Here is a 15,310-nt window from a genome sequence, read left to right on the forward strand (position 1 = left end):
ACGCGATGCACCATGGGGGGATGAGCGGGAGCGCAGGAGCAGGCGTGGACGTACGGGGCATGGTCGCACCCGGATTCGAACCGGTTGGGGACGCTTTCGTCCGTAACTTCGAACAGCGCGGGGAGCGCGGTGCGGCCGTCACGGTGTACCGCGCCGGGCGCAAGGTCGTCGATCTGTGGGCCGGTACGCGGGATGTCGACGGCACCGAACCGTGGGCCGTCGACACCGTGCAGGTCGTCCGCTCGGCCGGGAAGGGCATCGCCGCCGCCGTACCGCTGCTGCTCCACCAGCGCGGGCAGGTCGACCTGGACGCCCCGGTCGGCACGTACTGGCCGGAGTTCAAGGCGAACGGCAAGGAACGCGTCCTCGTCCGCCACCTCCTCGCCCACCGGGCCGGAGTGCCCGCCCTGGACCGCGCGCTGACCCCCGAGGAGGCCGCCGACGGGACGTCCGGGCCGCGTGCCGTCGCCGCCCAGCGCCCGCAGTGGGAGCCCGGCACCGACCACGGCTATCACGCCCAGACCTACAGCTGGCTCATCGGCGAACTGGTGCGCAGGGCCACCGGCCGGACCATCGGCCGCTGGATCGCCGAGGAGATCGCCCGCCCGCTCGGCCTGGACTTCTGGTTCGGGCTCCCCGCCGACGAGGCCCACCGCATCGGCCGTCTCGGACCGGTCGAGCCCCCGCCCGTCGAGGTCAACGGCGGCACCCTGCGCGTGCGCCCCAAGCGTTCCGTCGCCGACGCCTACCGCGACCCGGACTCCCTCACTCGCCGGGCGTTCGGGGCCATCGACCCGTTCCCCGACGAGAACGACCCCGGCTACCGTGCCGCCGAACTCCCCGCCTCCAACGGCATCGCCACCGCCCGTGCACTGGCCCGCTGCTACGCCGCGATGATCGGCGAGGTCGACGGCCACCGGCTGTTCGCCCCGGCCACGCTCACCCTCGCCCGCACCGAGGAATCGGCGGGACCGGACCGGGTCCTGGTCGTGAACACCCGTTTCGGCCTCGGCTACATGCTGCACGGCCCGGCCGCCCCGCTGCTGGCACCCGGCTCCTTCGGACACCCCGGCCGGGGCGGCTCGCTCGGGTTCGCCGACCCCGAATCGGGCATCGCCCTCGGCTATGTGACGAACGGTCTGCAGAAAGGAGTCACCGCCGACCCCCGTGCCCAGGCACTGGTCAGAGCAGTACGGTCAGCCCTATGACTCCTGCACGTTTCGATGGTCACAGTGTTCTCATCACCGGCGCCGGCCAGGGCATCGGCGCGGCGACCGCCCGCCGCCTGGCCGCCGAAGGCGCGGCCGTACTCGTCACCGACCTGGACGCCGCCCGCGCGGGCGACACGGCCGCGGAGATACGCGAGGCGGGCGGCACCGCCGAGTCGCTGGCCTGCGACGTGGGTGACCGCCGGGCGGTCGAGGCGGCCGTCGCCCACGCGGTCACCGCCTTCGGCCGCCTGGACGTGCTGGTCAACAACGCCTACTCGGCCGGTACGGACACCCCGCTCTTCGAGGACGAGACGGACGAGGTCTGGGAGCGCGACCTCGACATCACCCTGACCGGTCCGTACCGCAGCTCCCGCGCCGCCCTGCCCCACCTGGTGGCCTCGGGCCGGGGCGCGATCGTCAACATCGGCTCGGTCAACGGCGAACAGGACTTCGGCGGCCACGCCTACAGCGCCGCCAAGGCGGGCCTCGCCAGCCTGACCCGCACCCTGGCGGGCCACGCGGGCCCGCGAGGCGTCCGCGTCAACCTGGTCGCCCCCGGCACGATCCGCACCGCCGCCTGGGCGGGCCGCGACGCCGAACTGGACCGGATCAGCGCCCTCTACCCCCTCGGCCGCATCGGCGAACCCGACGACATCGCGTCCGCCGTCGCCTTCCTCGCCTCCCACGAGGCGTCCTGGATCACGGGCACGACCCTGCGCGTCGACGGCGGAGTGCTCGCCGTGAACACGGGCTTCCGGAAGGCGGTCTCGGAGGGGTAGGGGGCGGCGGTACGCGGGGAACCCGCGTATGCGGCGGCCTATCGTGAATTGCATGTCCGTTGATCTGATCCGCATCGTGTCCCGCGACTCGCCTATGGCGCTCGCCCAGGTCGAACGCGTCCGCGCCGAGCTGGCCGCGCTCCACCCTGCCACCCGCACCGAGGTCGTCCCCGTCAGGACGACCGGAGACAAGTGGATGGGCGACCTCAGCGCGGTCGAGGGAAAGGGAGCGTTCACCAAGGAAGTGGATGCCGCCCTCCTGGCCGGGGAAGCGGACCTGGCGGTGCACTGCGTCAAGGACATCCCGGCGGACCGGCCACTGCCCGCCGGGACGGCCTTCGCCGCGTTCCTCAAGCGCGACGACATCCGCGACGCGCTCGTCCACCCGGGTGGCGTGCGCCTCGACCAGCTCCCCGCCGGGACCCGCATCGGAACGTCGTCCGTGCGGCGCGTCGCCCAACTCGCCGCGTCACACCCGCACCTCGCCTGCGTACCGATGCGCGGCAACGCGAACCGACGCCTGGAGAAGCTCGCCGCGAGGGAAGCCGACGCGCTGCTTCTGGCTGTCTCCGGACTGGAGCGCATCGGCCGTAGCGATGTGATCATACCGAGATCCTGTCCTCCGACGTGATGTGCCCGCCGATCGGCGCCGGAGTCCTCGCCGTGCAGTGCCGCGAGGACGACACCGCCCTGATCGACGCCGTGAGCGCGCTCGGTGACCTCGCGGCACACCGTGAGACAACGGCCGAGCGGATGTTCCTCCACGTTCTGCAAGGGCACTGCAACAGTCCCATCGCGGGTTACGCGCAGGTCGAGCGCAACGGTGACCTGTCGCTGCGGGCCAAGGTCTTCACGCCCGACGGCAAGACCGTCCTCAATGCCCACGAGTGGGCCGGCCCGCTCGACCCGGCGACCCTCGGCACATCCGTCGCTGTCACCCTGCTGCGTCAGGGCGCCCGGGAGCTGATCGACGGCATCGCGCACTGACCGCCCGTACGACTCCGGGGACGGGGCGATGACAGCATGGAGCAATGACGACGAACCACGAGGAACCCCTGGAAATCCCCGCCCCGGACCCTGCGCCCTGGTCCTCCGGGACCCCGCTCCACGACGATCTCCTCGCGGCGAAGGAGCGCGTGTACGACCCGTGCGGATTCCGCTGCTCACGGCCGGTGGCGGAGGCGGAGAGCGCTGAGTACGGGGCGTACGGATTCACCCTGGACGGTGCCTCCGTCAGGTTCCGCGCGGCCAGGACGACCCCGAAGAAGGCCGGTCAGTTCGTCACTCTGTGGAAGAGGTCCGGGGAGGGCCCGATCCGGCCCTTCGACGTTGAGGACGGCGTCGACCTCGTTGTCATCAGCACCCGTGAGGGCGGGCACTTCGGCCAGTTCGTCTTCCCGCGAGAGGTGCTCTGCGAGCGGGACATCATGTCGAGGGACGGTAGGGGCGGGAAGCGAGGGTTCCGCGTCTACCCGCCGTGGGCGACGACGACGAACCGCCAGGCGGGCAGGACGCAGACCTGGCAGCTCGACCACTTTCTCCCGGTCGGTGAGGACGGCCCGCTCGACATCGGGCGCGCTCGGGTGCTGTATCGCCCCTGAGCCCGTGGGCGGACAGACGGATCGAGCCCTCTGGCCGTTCGGGGGCGCCGGTGCGGATGTTGCCCGTCAGCCGACGGAGAGGACACCACGTGTGACCGCCGACATGAAGGCGCTCCACGCCGAGGCTGCGTAGAACTGGGTGCCCTGGTCGCGGAACTTGCTGTCTCGTACGGCACATCCCTCGTCGTCCGTATGCGCCACTTCGAGGCAGTTGCCCTGCTGGTCGGAGTAGGAGGACTTGCGGAACGGGATGACGATCTTGAAAGTCATATGTCTCTTTCCCTCTTCGGCTCCGCTACTCACAGCACGTGCCATGCGCCTTACCTTCTCTGGGGATGGCTCAGCAGCTCCGGTTGGACATATGGCCGGAGCTGCTGATGAGACCGCGAGTCGGTCAGCCCGTGATGGCGAACGGGCCTGACTTCACTGCGGCTACGAACGCGGACCAGGTGTGGGCATCAAAGGCCAGGATCGGTCCACCCCGGTGCTTGCTGTCGCGCACCGGCACCGCGCCCGGGGCTATCGCAACCTCGACGCACTGGCCGTTTCCGCTGCTGTAACTGCTCGTCCGCCACACCAGCTCTGTGGGGTCGTCATGCACTCCGAACACCTTCTCTCAGTCGCTTGTCCCAACAACACTAGCGAGCAGGCCGGCGGTGTCACTTGGTCCCAGCGCCACTGCCTGAAGGTGCTCAAACATGGACTTGTACCGGCGGATCTCGGCCTCCGACTCAAGGAAAAGGTCTCCGGCCGGAGTGTCCAGGTAGACCAACTCCGGGTCTTGTACATCCGGAAAGTCCATATGGACGAAGCTTCCCGTCATGCCTGCGTGCGCGCCTGTGCCGAAAGGGATCACTTGCAGTGTGATGTGCGGTTCTTCCATGAGCGTGAGCAGATGGCGGATCTGCGTACGCATCACGTCGCGCCCGCCGACCGTGCGTCGGATCGCGGCCTCATCCATGATGGCCCAGAGCTGCAGCGGGCCGTTCTTGGCGAGCAGTTCTTGCCGTTCGATACGTGCCTGGACGCGCTGTTCCACTTCCGTATGACTGGCTGTCGGCAGCACGCCTTTGATCACCGCGCGGGCGTAGGCGTCAGTCTGGGCAAGTCCCGGAATGAAGAGTGACTCGTAGTTCCGTACTGTGCGCGCTTCGGACTCGAAGCCGATGTAGGCAGTGTATTCCTCGGGCAACTCCGAGTGGTACGGCCGCAACCAACCCTGATCGTGAGACCCGCTTTGCACCGCGAGCAGGTCGACCCGCTGCGTCTCACTCGCCCCGTATACCTGCAGCAGTGCCAACAGTGTTCTCTTCTGCGGGCGCGCACGTGCCTTCTCGATGCGGTAGAGGGTGGCGCCGTTGATGCCGGTGCTCTCGGTTACTTCCTCGCGCGTGAGCCCAGCCGCCGCACGAAGGCGTCGGAGTTCAGCGGCCAATCGCCGAAGTCTGACCGTAGGTGGATGTTGCCGCTTGTCCGACAAGGTGACCCTTCCTGTCGCGGTGGTACGCGCGAGTGTGAGTGCTGAGTGCCAACTCTCTCAACCGACCTCGAACGACTACATGTATTTCGCAATCCTTGCGTTCTGGTGATGGGTCAAGGCATGCTGAGCGTGCGACTACTCACGGTGCCTGTCGGTATCGGCTGAGTGATCTCGGGCTGTCGTTTCGCCCGCCTCAACGAAGGGCCCCGGCGACGGTGGTGGCCGTCCCGGGGCATGGTCAACGCTGCAAGGAGCGTCAACATGCTGAAGACTATCGCTGACCTCGGCGAGCGGCTATCGCGTCGCTTACGCCCCAGGTCCGGGCGTCATCAAGGCGCCGAGGGAGCGGCGCCCGCTCATGAACCGACGTCGTCAGCCAGCCCTGGACGTCGACTGATCATCAGCCATCGCGCCGTGGAGGTGACCCCAGGCCCCCGCCCGTCCGACGGCCCGTACTCCCAGGCAGCGTACGACCGTTGGGAGCGGGCCGAGAACCGGCATCGGCGAGCGCACCGTACGGTCCTCTGGCTCGCGCTACAGGGCGTCGACGCGGGGCCGCGCTTTGTCCACCGCGTGGTGGTGGGCTGATGAGCGAGGTCAAGGAGTCACCGGTGGTGTTGCGCTGGAGCCGTCACCCCCGTCAAGTGGCCCGCGCCCGTGAGGCACTGCGAGCGTCGCTGGCCGCCTGGGGGCTGTCGTCCGTGCGGGATTCTGCCGAACTCGTCCTCTCCGAGCTGCTGACGAATGCCGGGCGCCATGCCCGGGTGTCGCCGGGGAGGGAGATCGAGACGCGCTTCATCCCGGTCTCGGGCGGGGTTCGTATCGAGGTGCACGACGCGTCGGAGGTGCCGCCCGTCACGCGCCAACCCTCCCCGGGCGCCACGGACGGGCGTGGGCTGCTCATTGTGGCGGCGCTGGCGCAGAGTTGGGGCTCCGAGGAGCGGAAGGGGCCGGGGAAGTTCGTATGGGCCCATGTGATGGCTGAGGAGGCGGGCCGTGCGCGGTGAGCGTCAGGTGCCCGCCGTGCGGGTGCGGCGCGGTGACCTGGTGTGCGTGTGGGGTCAGTGGCAGGAGGTCGTGGCGAATCGCCTCGAACGCTATGCGACCGGTGGAATGGCCGTGGTGCTGGTCTTCCTGGCGTCCTACCCGCTCCGGGTTCCGGCAGCATCCACGGTGCTGGTGGCCGCCGAGGCGGAAGCGGAGTCCGTGGCACAGCCGAAGTCGGCACTGTACAAGACAGGTTGGGTGGTGTGCGCGGACGCATCCGGCCCGCCGCCGGCCTTCGCGGCCGAGTGCACGTTGTGCGGCGAGTCATGCGAGCCGACCCCATCGATGTCCGCCCAGCCTGAGTGGTGTGTCGATCACGCGGCGCGGACGGGGCACACAGGGTTCCGGCGGATCGTCACGGACCTTGTCCGGGTATCTGCCCACCATGAGGAGAGGGCGGTGCGCCACGAAGGGGTGTAGCCGTATCCCGCAGTCGAGGTAGCCCGTGCCTCATGATCCGGCCTTGGCCTGTCTGCTCCTACTCCTGGCGGACAAGCCGAGGCCGGATCATATGGAGACCTCGCCAGGTAGGTGATTCTGCCGTCCGGCGCACACGAATGTGCGCCGGACTATTGGAGTGGGCAGTTCACTTCAGGCGCTGCGAGGTTCGAGGAACACGTGACCAGAGCGACCGAGTGGAAGGCCATGCCGGTGAGGTAGTGCCCGAGCGAAACGTCACCACCCCACGAAAGTCGTTCCACAGCCGCATTCACGAGGGTTACCGACTCGGTTACACGTCGGTCGCTCTCATACGTGAACCGGTCGGCGAGTGAAGTCAGTTGGTGTCCGAGCCATTCCCCGGCCTCATTTGGTTCCTCCCATGTGCCCCGCACCATCGAGGCCGGTTTCATCAGCCAGTGAGCCGTTTGAATCGGTGGGACATCCGTGGTGGGGAACTCGATCACCGCCTGCCGATACCGTTCGAGCACATCAGGTGGGCTGGAAGCTGCGGGCGGCGGGCCGGGCGGCCGACGGACACTCTCTTTGTCGAAGGTCTGCTTCGCACCCAGCCATGCATAGCCGTGGTGGTGCACTGCTGCTCCGTTCCGAGGGATGCCGACGGCCCCGCCCGTCGGTCATGGGCAGGGCCGTCAGCCATGTTGTTTTCAGGTCAGGCGGAGAGCCCGAACTTCGCGGGGTCGATACCGGCCGCATTCAGTTCTGCCGTCGTGAAGCGCAGCGGCTCGGCGGTCGGTCGCTTGCTGTCGCCCACCGCCCATACACCGGGGCCGATCTTCGCCAGCGTTACGCACGACTCGCCGTCGGGGTGGGTGTTGCCGCCGCATGCCTTGTTGAACTGGGCGCCTTCAGCGGGGAGCCCGTAGAGGTCGTCATCGCGCATGGTTCACCTTCCTGAGATGTGGACGTTGGTCTTCGGCAGGCCCGCCCCACAAGGAACGGGAGTCTTCATCGGCCCGCGGCGGCTCTCCTTCAGCCGTGGGCAAGCTGCTTCAGAAGGAGTCAGGGCGGGCCGCATGGGGTGGTGTCCGTCGGCCGGATGCTCGTCGTCTCGCCATCTCCACACGCCCATCAGCCGGCCGTGTGCAACGGACATTGGTCGATGTGTCGATAGACCACGGCATACTCCCCGGAACCGCCTTCGACGCACCCTCGACGTACGGGGTCGAGAGGCCCGACCGGCCGTAAGCAGGCATGGCATTGCTGGTTTCCCGGCGCATAGGTCACGTACTCCCACACGCATGAGCCCGTCTCGGCGTCCGTCGTCGCCATGCCTGGCCTCCCCAGCTCAATCGACTGTCGTTGGAACGACCGTAGAGAGCGGGCGAGTGGCAAATCCATGTTGTTGCACACGGTTGCACAGGTTCACCCGAGCGCGGCGAGGGCTTTCTCGATGAGGGCGCCCGACGCGGTTCCTCGAACGGCCGATCGGGACAGCTGGGCGAAGGCCCGCAGGTAGGCGTCGATTTCACTGGGGGCGGTCAGGTTGATTTCTGCCGTCAGAGTCTCGACGGCTACCTGTGCGTCATCGAACGCGTAGAACGCTTCGAGGGGCCAGACGTTTCTGCGGGCTGTCATGGGAATGACGCCCAGGGAGATGTTCGGCCGCGCCATGACGGAGAGGAGGTGCTCAAGCTGCTCGGCCATGGCCGCGTCATCGCTGACGCGGTAGTAGAGAACGGTCTCTTCGAGCAGCAGAGCGAACCGGTGATGACCCTCGCGAATGACGCGGGAGCGGTCGAGGCGGGCCTGCACCGCGGCGGTCACATCATCCGGCGTGCCTTGGAAATCTGTGATCGCTTGCAGAAGTCCCGTTGCGTATCCAGCGGTCTGGAGCATGCCCGGGAAAACGTTCGACGCGTAGACGCGAAATGAGCGTGTCCGCTGATAGAGCGGGACTGTCCGCTCGTGGATGCGGCGCATACCGCCGCAGTGGATCTGCCTCCATTCGACGTACATCAACTCCGCGTTCCGCGAAGCCGCGATCAGGTCGGCCGCCTGGTCGTCGGCGCCGCAGGCCGAGCACCACGCGCGGATGTCGGCATCCGACGGCGGGGTTTTGCCTCTCGCGATCCTGGACGACTTGGCCTTGTGCCAGCCGCACCGGACGGCCAGTTCCTGGCCCGAGAAGCCAGCATCCTTCATCAGGTCGTACAGGCGTGTGGCGACGGCTGCCCTTGCCGCCTGGGCGCTGGAGAGGGGAGATGAAGACATGAACTGGCCGACCAGGGTCAGACGGTGTATTTGTCGTGGGGGACAGCTCGTTCCCACACCGATTCGAACGCCGAGGTGCATCGCTCCGCCACGTCGGGATCGTCTGTCTGGTCCGTGTGCACCCATCTGCCGTCGCCGTCGAAGATATTGAACTGAACGAGACGGCCGTCAAAGAGCCAGTAGTCATTTCCCGGCAGTGCAAGGTCTGACGCATTCCGTCGGGAAAGCCACCGGATCTGCTCTCCGGCTGCCACGTTCGTGAAGGTGCCGGAGTGTTCGTAGGCGATGTAGTCGCTCACTGGCTCCGAGACCACACGGGCACGTCGGATGACGACTCCCTTGGCTGTGACCTCCTGTACGAGGTCGAGCCACGGCCGCCACCAGGATGCGCGGTGCCCGGGGTCGAGCCGGTGGCCCTGCTTCCATGCTGCGAAGCCTTCGGCCTCGTTCTCCACGCCATATCCGTCCCGCATCTCCAGATGAACAGCCGACTTCCTGACGGACCTGATCAGGTCCGAGAAGTCAGTCAGACTCTGCGACACGAAGTGCCTCCTTCAGAAGCGGGATCATCCGCTTCGGTACCCGGACCACCGATTCGTGGCGGGGGATCGCCACATCCTGTGAGCTTTCGGCCCGGGTCTGCTCGTCTGCCGTCAGCCCCTGGACGAGAAGATCCCTTGTCTCTTCGTCGATCCACAGGGCCGGAGACCCGTGATCCCCCGACTCCGGATCTTTACCGATGAACCGTAGTGCCATGACAACCTCCGCTGCCGAGACTGTTGTCCGCCTGTCTGCATGAGCCTCCTTATGCGGAGTGACGGTGGTCAAGGTGTCACGAGCGGCGTGTGGGAGCACCGCGATCAGTCCGGGCGCGCCGTCTCGGACTGATCCGGCCCTCCGCCGACCCGAACCGAAGTGCTCAACTCGTATGCAGCATCAGGCCGATGCCGACCACCATCAGACCGGCGGCGGCGATGCGCGGGGCGCCGAAGCGTTCCTTGAAGAACAGGGTGCCTATCGCCGCGCCGACGATGATCGAGGACTCCCGCAGGGCCGCGATCGGGGCGAGCGGGGCCCTGGTCTGGGCCCACAGGACCAGGCCGTACGCGATGACCGACAGGGCCGCGCCGAGCAGTCCCCGTGCCGCGTAGGGCTTCAGCTGGGGGACGAGTTCGGTGCGGCGGCGCCAGAACGCGTACGCCGGGATGGCCAAGCCCTCCAGGATCATCAGCCACGCGATGTAGCCGAGCGGGGTGCCCGAGGCGCGTACCCCGACACCGTCCACCGTGGTGTACCCGGCGATCGCCAGACCCGTCGCGAGGGCCGCCAGGATCGCCGGCCAGTGGGGGCGTTTCCCGGAGCCGCGGATGCCCCACAGGGCGAGCCCGACCAGGCCGGCCGAGGCGACCGCGACGCCCGCCGCGGCCCAGCCGTCGGGGCGTTCACCGACGAAGACGGCGGCCAGGACCGTCACCACGAGCGGGGCCGTGCCCCGGGCGATCGGATACATCTGGCCGAAGTCGCCCAGCGTGAACGACCGCATCAGCAGCAGCATGTACGCCACATGCAGGGCGGCCGAGACGAAGAGGTACGGCCAGGCCTCCGCCGCCGGGAACGGGACGAACAGGGCGGCCACCGCCCCGATCAGCAGGCCGCCCCCGGAGATCAACGTGAAGGAGACCAGCTGATCCTTGACGGCGTGCGCGATGGCGTTCCACGAGGCGTGCGTGACCGCGGCTATGAGGACCGCCAAGGCGACCAGCGGGGTCACGCCGTCTGCTCGCGCACATCCACCACGGTGGCGCCCGCGTGGCCGATCAGGGTCTTGGGGTCGAGCGGGAACACCGTGTGCGGAGTGCCCGCCGCCGCCCACACCACCGCGTGGTTCAGCAGCCCGCGGTCCGCCAGCACCCGGGTCCTGGTCGCATGGCCGAAGGGGGGTACGCCCCCGATCGCGTACCCCGTCGTCTCACGGACCAGGCCGGCCCCGGCACGCTTGACCTTCCCCGCGCCCAGTTCGCCGCGTACGCGTTCCACGTCGACCCGCGAGGACCCGTCCATCAGGACCAGGACCGGCACCCCGTCCGCCTCGAAGATCAGCGACTTGACGATCTCGCTGAGCTCGCAGCCCACCGCCGCCGCGGCCTCGGCGGCGGTGCGCGTGGCGTCCGGGAAGCGGCGTACCTCGACCTGGAGACCCAGCTCACGCAGGGCCTCGGCGAATCGGGGGTGGGCGTCGGAGGAGGAGAAGGGGGAGGCGGAGGTCGCAGGCGCGGTGTCGGGCGCGGTGTCGGGAGTGCTCATGCGCTGCACGCTACTGAACCGGACCTGGCGGACACCAGACGGATTCCGGAGTAACGCACTCCGGTTCATTTCGGTGACTTCCGGTCAAACTTTGGCCGGATAGGTGCCCGTGCCGGCCCGGGATGGCGAGGCGCTCCACAGGGCGGCCACCGCGCCGGTCAGCAGGCTGCCCTCCCCGATATCAGGGTGGACGAGAAGAGCTGGTCCTTGATGGTGTGTCCGAACATTGGGTACTCCCAACAAGACCGTAGAACTCAGGTGGAAGCCCCGTCCGACGCCTCGGGCTGAAGCCACGGACGGGGCGGTCCTGCTGATCAGCCGCTCGTGGGGACGCGCTTTTCAGGGGTGTCCAGCCACGGAGTCCCACCTGAGGCTGTGACCGTCAGACCGAATCGTTCCGGGCCGGGACGGTCATGCAGCGCCCACCAGTCGTGAGCCGCTTCCACCTCGCGCCAGAGCCGACGGCGGCCGTGCTGCCACACCGTCCACCGGGTGTCGGACTTCCCGTCCCAGTCCACGGCGGCCCACGACGTGGTATCGGTCGTGGCGAGCCAAAGGCGGGATACCACCCTTTCCGCATACGGGTTGTCGTGCCACGTCCACCACACGTCACGGAGCTGCAGCCCCATGGCGAACCGTGCGGCGAGTTCGTCTCCGGTCACCTGCCACGGAGGCAGGTTGGTGGTCGACTCGTCGGGCTGGTGGTCGTCGCGCACCACGTCCCGGAAAATCCGCAGGTTGGTCCGCTGCTGCCGCATGAGCATGAACGCACTGTGCGGAGAGAACCGGCCCGAAGCCGTCCCCTCATCGTCCACGGTCATGCGCAGCAGTCCGTAACAGATCCACGGCGACTCCCACGGAGCGAGGATGACACCCCCTGGCTTCACCTGCGTGAGCCACGGGCGTGGGACGGACCGCACGGAACACGTGGCTACGAGCCGGTCATACGGCGCGCCGTCCGCGTGTCCCATAGCGCCGTCCCCGGCGATGACTTCCACGCCGAGCCCCGACTTCCGCAGACGGTCCTGGGCTTTGGACGCCAACACGGGGTCCACTTCGACGGTCGTCACGTTCTCCGAGCCGGCGACGTAGGCCAAGAGACCCGCGTTCCACCCTGTTCCGGTGCCGATCTCCAGGACTCTTTGTTCCGGCGCCACATCGAGCATGTGCAGCATCCGGAACACGATGGACGGAGCCGAAGCGGATGACGACGCCCACCGATCTCCGTCCGTGGGCTCCTCACCGTCGTTGATCTGCGTCACTACGGAGTCATCGGCGTACACCGCCCGAAGCCACGCTTCCGGATCGTTGGCGCGGTCGCATGGCTCCAACTGGTCGCCCAAATATATACGTTCAGGTACAAAAGCGGATCGAGTGACGGACCATGCCGCTCGCTCCCACTCAGGGCGCAACGGCGTATCCATGCCGTGGTTCACTGAGCCGAGCAGATCACGGATGGCGATCTGCTCGGACGCTGCGAGATTCGGCGTCGTCACCTACTCGTCCTTCTTGTGCTTCGGCGGGTCCTTCGGCTTGGCTGTGTCGCTCGACGGCTTGGACGTGCCCGGGTCCTTCCCCCCTGAGTGCTGCCCGCTGCCACCGCTTCCGCCCTTTCCCGTTCCCCATCCCATGCCGTTGCTCCTCTTGTTGGTCACGGACTTTCCGCGGGACCCGCCCGATGGTCTTCCGTCTCCACGGAGGACCGCTGGGTGGATTTGCTGCGCCGGGCCGGCCGGGACCGCCGGTGACAGATCCTCATCGGAGGTCAGGGTCGGCGATGCGAGTCGACGCTAGAAGTGCGCCGATCCGGGGCGCTACGAACTTGCACGGGTTTGCACGCCAATTTCTAGGTACGAAGGCGGTATTGACGCTGTCTCTGCTGTTCAGCGAAGCTCGTGCAAGCCCGAGCAAGCACCTAGACCAGGGAGCCAGCCATGGCCGTAGAGTTCGTCGGCATCGACCCGAACACCGATCGGGATCACTGTCCGACGGTGCGGGCGGACACGGAAGCTCAGGAGATCTTGTTGCAAGGATGGAAGCCGGACGCCAGGGCTCAGGCCCAGTGCGAGGCGACCAGCCCGGCGAACGGATCGGTCCCCGAGGGCGAGGCCATCGTGCGGCTCCCCGCCCGCATGATTCCGGTGATCAGGGGGGCCTGCGATGCCGTCGAGCGCGCCCAGCTTCGCTGAGCTGCTCGGCCGGTGCGAGCGGTCGGCCGTCCACCTGGAGATGCGTGACTCGTACGCGACCACCGGCCGGTTCGACGAGTGGAAGCGCGGCGTGCGGTTCAACTGGGAGGACCGCGCGTCCTGGTGGCACCCGTACGACCAGTTGATCACGGACTCCGTGGCGCGGGGTGTGTCGATCCGTCGGGCCCGCATCATCTGCGAGCCGGTGACGGAGTACATCCGCTGGGAGCATTACGTGACCCACGCGAACGTGACGGCGGGGGAGGAGGTCCGATGGCTGCCGCGACGACGGGCCACGGACATTCCCCTCCCTGGAAACGACTTCTGGCTCTTCGACGGTGAGCTCCTGCGGGTGCACCACTTCTCAGGGGACGGCGCGGTAGTCGAAGATGAGATCACCTCGGACGAGGAGACCGTGAAACTCTGCTCGTCGGCCTTCGAAGCCGTCTGGGAGAGAGCGGTTCCGCACCACCTGTACGCGATCTGACGAAAGCCAGCTCCATGCCCCCGCACCCTTCACCGAGCGTTCAGCAGGCCCGCGAAGAACTGGCTGGCCGGCTGCGCGATCTCCGTAGGGATGCCGGAATCAGCGGGCGGGAGCTGGCCGTCAGGTGCGGCTGGTCGGATGCGAAGGCATCGCGTATCGGAAATGCCAGAACACCACCGTCCGACGCGGACATCCGGGCATGGTGCCGAGCCTGTGACGCCGACAGTCAGGCACCGGACCTGATCGCGGCGAACAGGCAATCCGCGGACTCCCACGTCCAGTGGAGACGACTCCAGCGCACCGGCCTCCGCCGTGTACAGGAGTCCACCGAGAGCCTGTACCAGCGAACCCGTCTGTTCCGGGTCTACGTCTCCGACGTGATCCCCGGATTTCTCCAGACGCCCGGATACGCCACCGCCCTTCTGTCTTCCATCGCGGAGTTCCGAGGGGCACCCGACGACGTGACCGATGCCGTCAAGGTCCGCATGAGGCGTAACGCGGTGCTGACCAATGGCGCACACCGGTTCTCGTTCGTTCTGGAGGAATCGGTCCTGCACCATCGGCTGTGCACGGTCGAGACCATGGCCGCGCAGCTGGGCCATCTCTTGGGGGTCATGGATCTTCAGAACGTAGCCGTGGGAATCCTGCCGTTCTCGGCCCGACGAGCGGTATGGCCCATGCCGACGTTCACGATGTTCGACGATGCCAGGGTGCACGCGGATAGTCTGGACGCCGCATCCACCCTCACGCAGCCGAGCCAAGTGGACTTGTACGCACGGGCCTTTGGGCGCCTCTCGCAGGATGCGGTGCGGGGGGCCGTCGCACGTGCTCGTGTGACGTCTGCCCTGGCTGCCCTTGGGTAGCCCGTGCTCGGCAGAGGGCGCATGACAAAGCCGCCGAACCCGTCGCCCTGGTGTGGCGACAAGGGCGGGGAGTTTTCTACCCTCGCCCCCATGAGCCTTGGCCCTGGTGAGACGCTGCTGAACGTCGTCGATGTCGAAGCGACCTGCTGGGACGGGCTGCCGCCGCCCGGTCAGGTGAGCGAGATCATCGAGATCGGGCTCACCGTGGTCGATCTCCGCGCGGGCGAACGCGTCGCCAAGCACCGGCTGCTGGTCCGGCCCGCCAGGTCGCGGGTCAGTCCGTTCTGTACGGAGCTGACCGGGCTGACCCAGGCCGAGGTGGACACGGGCCTGACCTTCGCCGAGGCATGCCGTCTGCTGGCGGCCGGGCACCGGACCGGCGAGCTCCCGTGGGCCAGTTGGGGCGACTACGACCGCAACCAGTTCACCCGCCAGTGCCGTCACACGGGCACCCGGTACCCCTTCGGCCACCGTCACACCAACGTCAAGGTCGCCTTCACCGCTTCGTACAGCCTGCGCAAACGCCCCGGCATGGCCCAGGCGCTACAGATCGCGGGCCTCCCGCTGGAGGGCCGCCACCACAGGGGCGACGACGACGCGTGGAACATCGCCGCCCTGGTGCTCGATCTCGCGGGGCGGGGCGACTGGCCGGTTCCCCAGGGGTGAGCCGGGCGGT

Annotated in this window: 20 protein-coding genes and 1 pseudogene; 10 read left to right on the forward strand and 11 right to left on the reverse strand. The window is 67.9% G+C overall.

What is annotated here, in order from left to right:
• The first annotated feature begins 44 nt into the window (after nucleotides 1–44).
• From OG413_RS14785 to OG413_RS14800, 4 genes and pseudogenes are all read left to right on the forward strand, one after another.
• The gene (locus OG413_RS14785; protein WP_266810152.1) at nucleotides 45–1,208 is read left to right on the forward strand and encodes a serine hydrolase domain-containing protein; all 1,164 of its coding nucleotides are present in this window, start codon (nucleotides 45–47) and stop codon (nucleotides 1,206–1,208) included.
• Nucleotides 1,205–1,990 (forward strand): SDR family NAD(P)-dependent oxidoreductase, encoded by a 786-nt coding sequence (locus OG413_RS14790; protein WP_266805825.1) that lies wholly within the window; start codon nucleotides 1,205–1,207, stop codon nucleotides 1,988–1,990. Before OG413_RS14785 ends, OG413_RS14790 begins: the two co-directional genes overlap by 4 nt.
• A 52-nt stretch (nucleotides 1,991–2,042) precedes the next feature.
• Nucleotides 2,043–2,977 (forward strand): annotated as a pseudogene (hemC, locus tag OG413_RS14795) (hydroxymethylbilane synthase).
• Nucleotides 2,978–3,021: 44 nt separating this feature from the next.
• Nucleotides 3,022–3,591 carry a MepB family protein gene (locus tag OG413_RS14800; protein WP_266805827.1) on the forward strand — a complete coding sequence of 190 codons (570 nt, stop codon included), beginning with the start codon at nucleotides 3,022–3,024 and terminating at the stop codon, nucleotides 3,589–3,591.
• Between the two features lie 66 nt (nucleotides 3,592–3,657).
• Here the strand turns inward: OG413_RS14800 and OG413_RS14805 are convergent, their stop codons facing one another.
• The 3 genes from OG413_RS14805 to OG413_RS14815 all read right to left on the reverse strand — a co-directional run bounded on the left by OG413_RS14805 (nucleotide 3,658) and on the right by OG413_RS14815 (nucleotide 5,026).
• On the reverse strand, nucleotides 3,658–3,861 hold the full coding sequence (locus OG413_RS14805) for a DUF397 domain-containing protein (protein WP_266805828.1): 204 nt from the start codon (nucleotides 3,859–3,861) through the stop codon (nucleotides 3,658–3,660).
• Nucleotides 3,862–3,985: 124 nt separating this feature from the next.
• Nucleotides 3,986–4,192 (reverse strand): DUF397 domain-containing protein, encoded by a 207-nt coding sequence (locus OG413_RS14810; protein ID WP_266805830.1) that lies wholly within the window; start codon nucleotides 4,190–4,192, stop codon nucleotides 3,986–3,988.
• A 15-nt stretch (nucleotides 4,193–4,207) separates the two neighbouring features.
• A complete protein-coding gene (locus OG413_RS14815; RefSeq protein WP_266805832.1) occupies nucleotides 4,208–5,026 on the reverse strand; it encodes a helix-turn-helix transcriptional regulator in 819 nt (272 codons plus the stop codon).
• 632 nt (nucleotides 5,027–5,658) lie between these two features.
• Here OG413_RS14815 and OG413_RS14820 point away from each other — a divergent pair.
• Entirely contained in the window at nucleotides 5,659–6,078 is a 420-nt protein-coding gene (locus OG413_RS14820; protein WP_266805834.1) for an ATP-binding protein, read from the forward strand.
• Nucleotides 6,068–6,538, forward strand: coding sequence for a hypothetical protein (locus tag OG413_RS14825; RefSeq protein WP_266805836.1), 471 nt, complete (start codon nucleotides 6,068–6,070; stop codon nucleotides 6,536–6,538). The genes OG413_RS14820 and OG413_RS14825 overlap by 11 nt, the downstream gene beginning before the upstream one ends.
• A 691-nt stretch (nucleotides 6,539–7,229) precedes the next feature.
• Here OG413_RS14825 and OG413_RS14835 read toward each other — a convergent pair.
• From OG413_RS14835 to OG413_RS14870, 8 genes are all read right to left on the reverse strand, one after another.
• Nucleotides 7,230–7,460, reverse strand: coding sequence for a DUF397 domain-containing protein (locus tag OG413_RS14835; RefSeq protein ID WP_266805840.1), 231 nt, complete (start codon nucleotides 7,458–7,460; stop codon nucleotides 7,230–7,232).
• A 482-nt stretch (nucleotides 7,461–7,942) separates the two neighbouring features.
• Nucleotides 7,943–8,791, reverse strand: coding sequence for a helix-turn-helix transcriptional regulator (locus OG413_RS14840; protein ID WP_266805842.1), 849 nt, complete (start codon nucleotides 8,789–8,791; stop codon nucleotides 7,943–7,945).
• A 17-nt stretch (nucleotides 8,792–8,808) separates the two neighbouring features.
• Entirely contained in the window at nucleotides 8,809–9,333 is a 525-nt protein-coding gene (locus tag OG413_RS14845; RefSeq protein WP_266805844.1) for a DUF6879 family protein, read from the reverse strand.
• Complete coding sequence (locus OG413_RS14850) at nucleotides 9,314–9,547, reverse strand: hypothetical protein (protein WP_266805846.1); 234 nt, start codon at nucleotides 9,545–9,547, stop codon at nucleotides 9,314–9,316. The genes OG413_RS14845 and OG413_RS14850 overlap by 20 nt, the downstream gene beginning before the upstream one ends.
• Nucleotides 9,548–9,710: 163 nt before the next feature.
• A complete protein-coding gene (locus OG413_RS14855) occupies nucleotides 9,711–10,562 on the reverse strand; it encodes a DMT family transporter (RefSeq protein WP_266805848.1) in 852 nt (283 codons plus the stop codon).
• Nucleotides 10,559–11,095 (reverse strand): YbaK/EbsC family protein, encoded by a 537-nt coding sequence (locus tag OG413_RS14860; protein WP_266805850.1) that lies wholly within the window; start codon nucleotides 11,093–11,095, stop codon nucleotides 10,559–10,561. Before OG413_RS14860 ends, OG413_RS14855 begins: the two co-directional genes overlap by 4 nt.
• 314 nt (nucleotides 11,096–11,409) lie before the next feature.
• Nucleotides 11,410–12,591, reverse strand: coding sequence for a methyltransferase domain-containing protein (locus OG413_RS14865; protein WP_266805852.1), 1,182 nt, complete (start codon nucleotides 12,589–12,591; stop codon nucleotides 11,410–11,412).
• Nucleotides 12,592–12,750, reverse strand: coding sequence for a hypothetical protein (locus OG413_RS14870; protein WP_266805854.1), 159 nt, complete (start codon nucleotides 12,748–12,750; stop codon nucleotides 12,592–12,594).
• A gap of 279 nt (nucleotides 12,751–13,029) precedes the next feature.
• On the opposite strand from OG413_RS14870, the gene OG413_RS14875 reads away from it, so the two are divergent.
• From OG413_RS14875 to OG413_RS14890, 4 genes are all read left to right on the forward strand, one after another.
• On the forward strand, nucleotides 13,030–13,284 hold the full coding sequence (locus OG413_RS14875; protein ID WP_266805856.1) for a hypothetical protein: 255 nt from the start codon (nucleotides 13,030–13,032) through the stop codon (nucleotides 13,282–13,284).
• Nucleotides 13,256–13,771, forward strand: coding sequence for a DUF6879 family protein (locus OG413_RS14880; protein WP_266805858.1), 516 nt, complete (start codon nucleotides 13,256–13,258; stop codon nucleotides 13,769–13,771). The genes OG413_RS14875 and OG413_RS14880 overlap by 29 nt, the downstream gene beginning before the upstream one ends.
• A 14-nt stretch (nucleotides 13,772–13,785) precedes the next feature.
• Nucleotides 13,786–14,634, forward strand: a complete 849-nt coding sequence (locus OG413_RS14885) for a helix-turn-helix transcriptional regulator (protein ID WP_266805860.1) — start codon at nucleotides 13,786–13,788, stop codon at nucleotides 14,632–14,634.
• A gap of 90 nt (nucleotides 14,635–14,724) precedes the next feature.
• Nucleotides 14,725–15,300 (forward strand): 3'-5' exonuclease, encoded by a 576-nt coding sequence (locus OG413_RS14890; RefSeq protein ID WP_266805861.1) that lies wholly within the window; start codon nucleotides 14,725–14,727, stop codon nucleotides 15,298–15,300.
• Nucleotides 15,301–15,310: the final 10 nt, after the last annotated feature.

Origin of the sequence: Streptomyces sp. NBC_01433 (assembly GCF_026340105.1) — a bacterium.
In the GTDB taxonomy this organism is placed as follows: domain Bacteria; phylum Actinomycetota; class Actinomycetes; order Streptomycetales; family Streptomycetaceae; genus Streptomyces.

Coding starts and splice junctions, on each gene's coding strand:
- OG413_RS14850 (WP_266805846.1), bottom strand. CDS start 9,547: ATGGCACTACGGTTCATCGGTAAAGATCCGGAGTCGGGGGATCACGGG.
- OG413_RS14820 (WP_266805834.1), top strand. CDS start 5,659: ATGAGCGAGGTCAAGGAGTCACCGGTGGTGTTGCGCTGGAGCCGTCAC.
- OG413_RS14885 (WP_266805860.1), top strand. CDS start 13,786: ATGCCCCCGCACCCTTCACCGAGCGTTCAGCAGGCCCGCGAAGAACTG.
- OG413_RS14880 (WP_266805858.1), top strand. CDS start 13,256: ATGCCGTCGAGCGCGCCCAGCTTCGCTGAGCTGCTCGGCCGGTGCGAG.
- OG413_RS14800 (WP_266805827.1), top strand. CDS start 3,022: ATGACGACGAACCACGAGGAACCCCTGGAAATCCCCGCCCCGGACCCT.
- OG413_RS14840 (WP_266805842.1), bottom strand. CDS start 8,791: ATGTCTTCATCTCCCCTCTCCAGCGCCCAGGCGGCAAGGGCAGCCGTC.
- OG413_RS14890 (WP_266805861.1), top strand. CDS start 14,725: ATGAGCCTTGGCCCTGGTGAGACGCTGCTGAACGTCGTCGATGTCGAA.
- OG413_RS14860 (WP_266805850.1), bottom strand. CDS start 11,095: ATGAGCACTCCCGACACCGCGCCCGACACCGCGCCTGCGACCTCCGCC.
- OG413_RS14805 (WP_266805828.1), bottom strand. CDS start 3,861: ATGACTTTCAAGATCGTCATCCCGTTCCGCAAGTCCTCCTACTCCGAC.
- OG413_RS14875 (WP_266805856.1), top strand. CDS start 13,030: ATGGCCGTAGAGTTCGTCGGCATCGACCCGAACACCGATCGGGATCAC.
- OG413_RS14835 (WP_266805840.1), bottom strand. CDS start 7,460: ATGCGCGATGACGACCTCTACGGGCTCCCCGCTGAAGGCGCCCAGTTC.
- OG413_RS14790 (WP_266805825.1), top strand. CDS start 1,205: ATGACTCCTGCACGTTTCGATGGTCACAGTGTTCTCATCACCGGCGCC.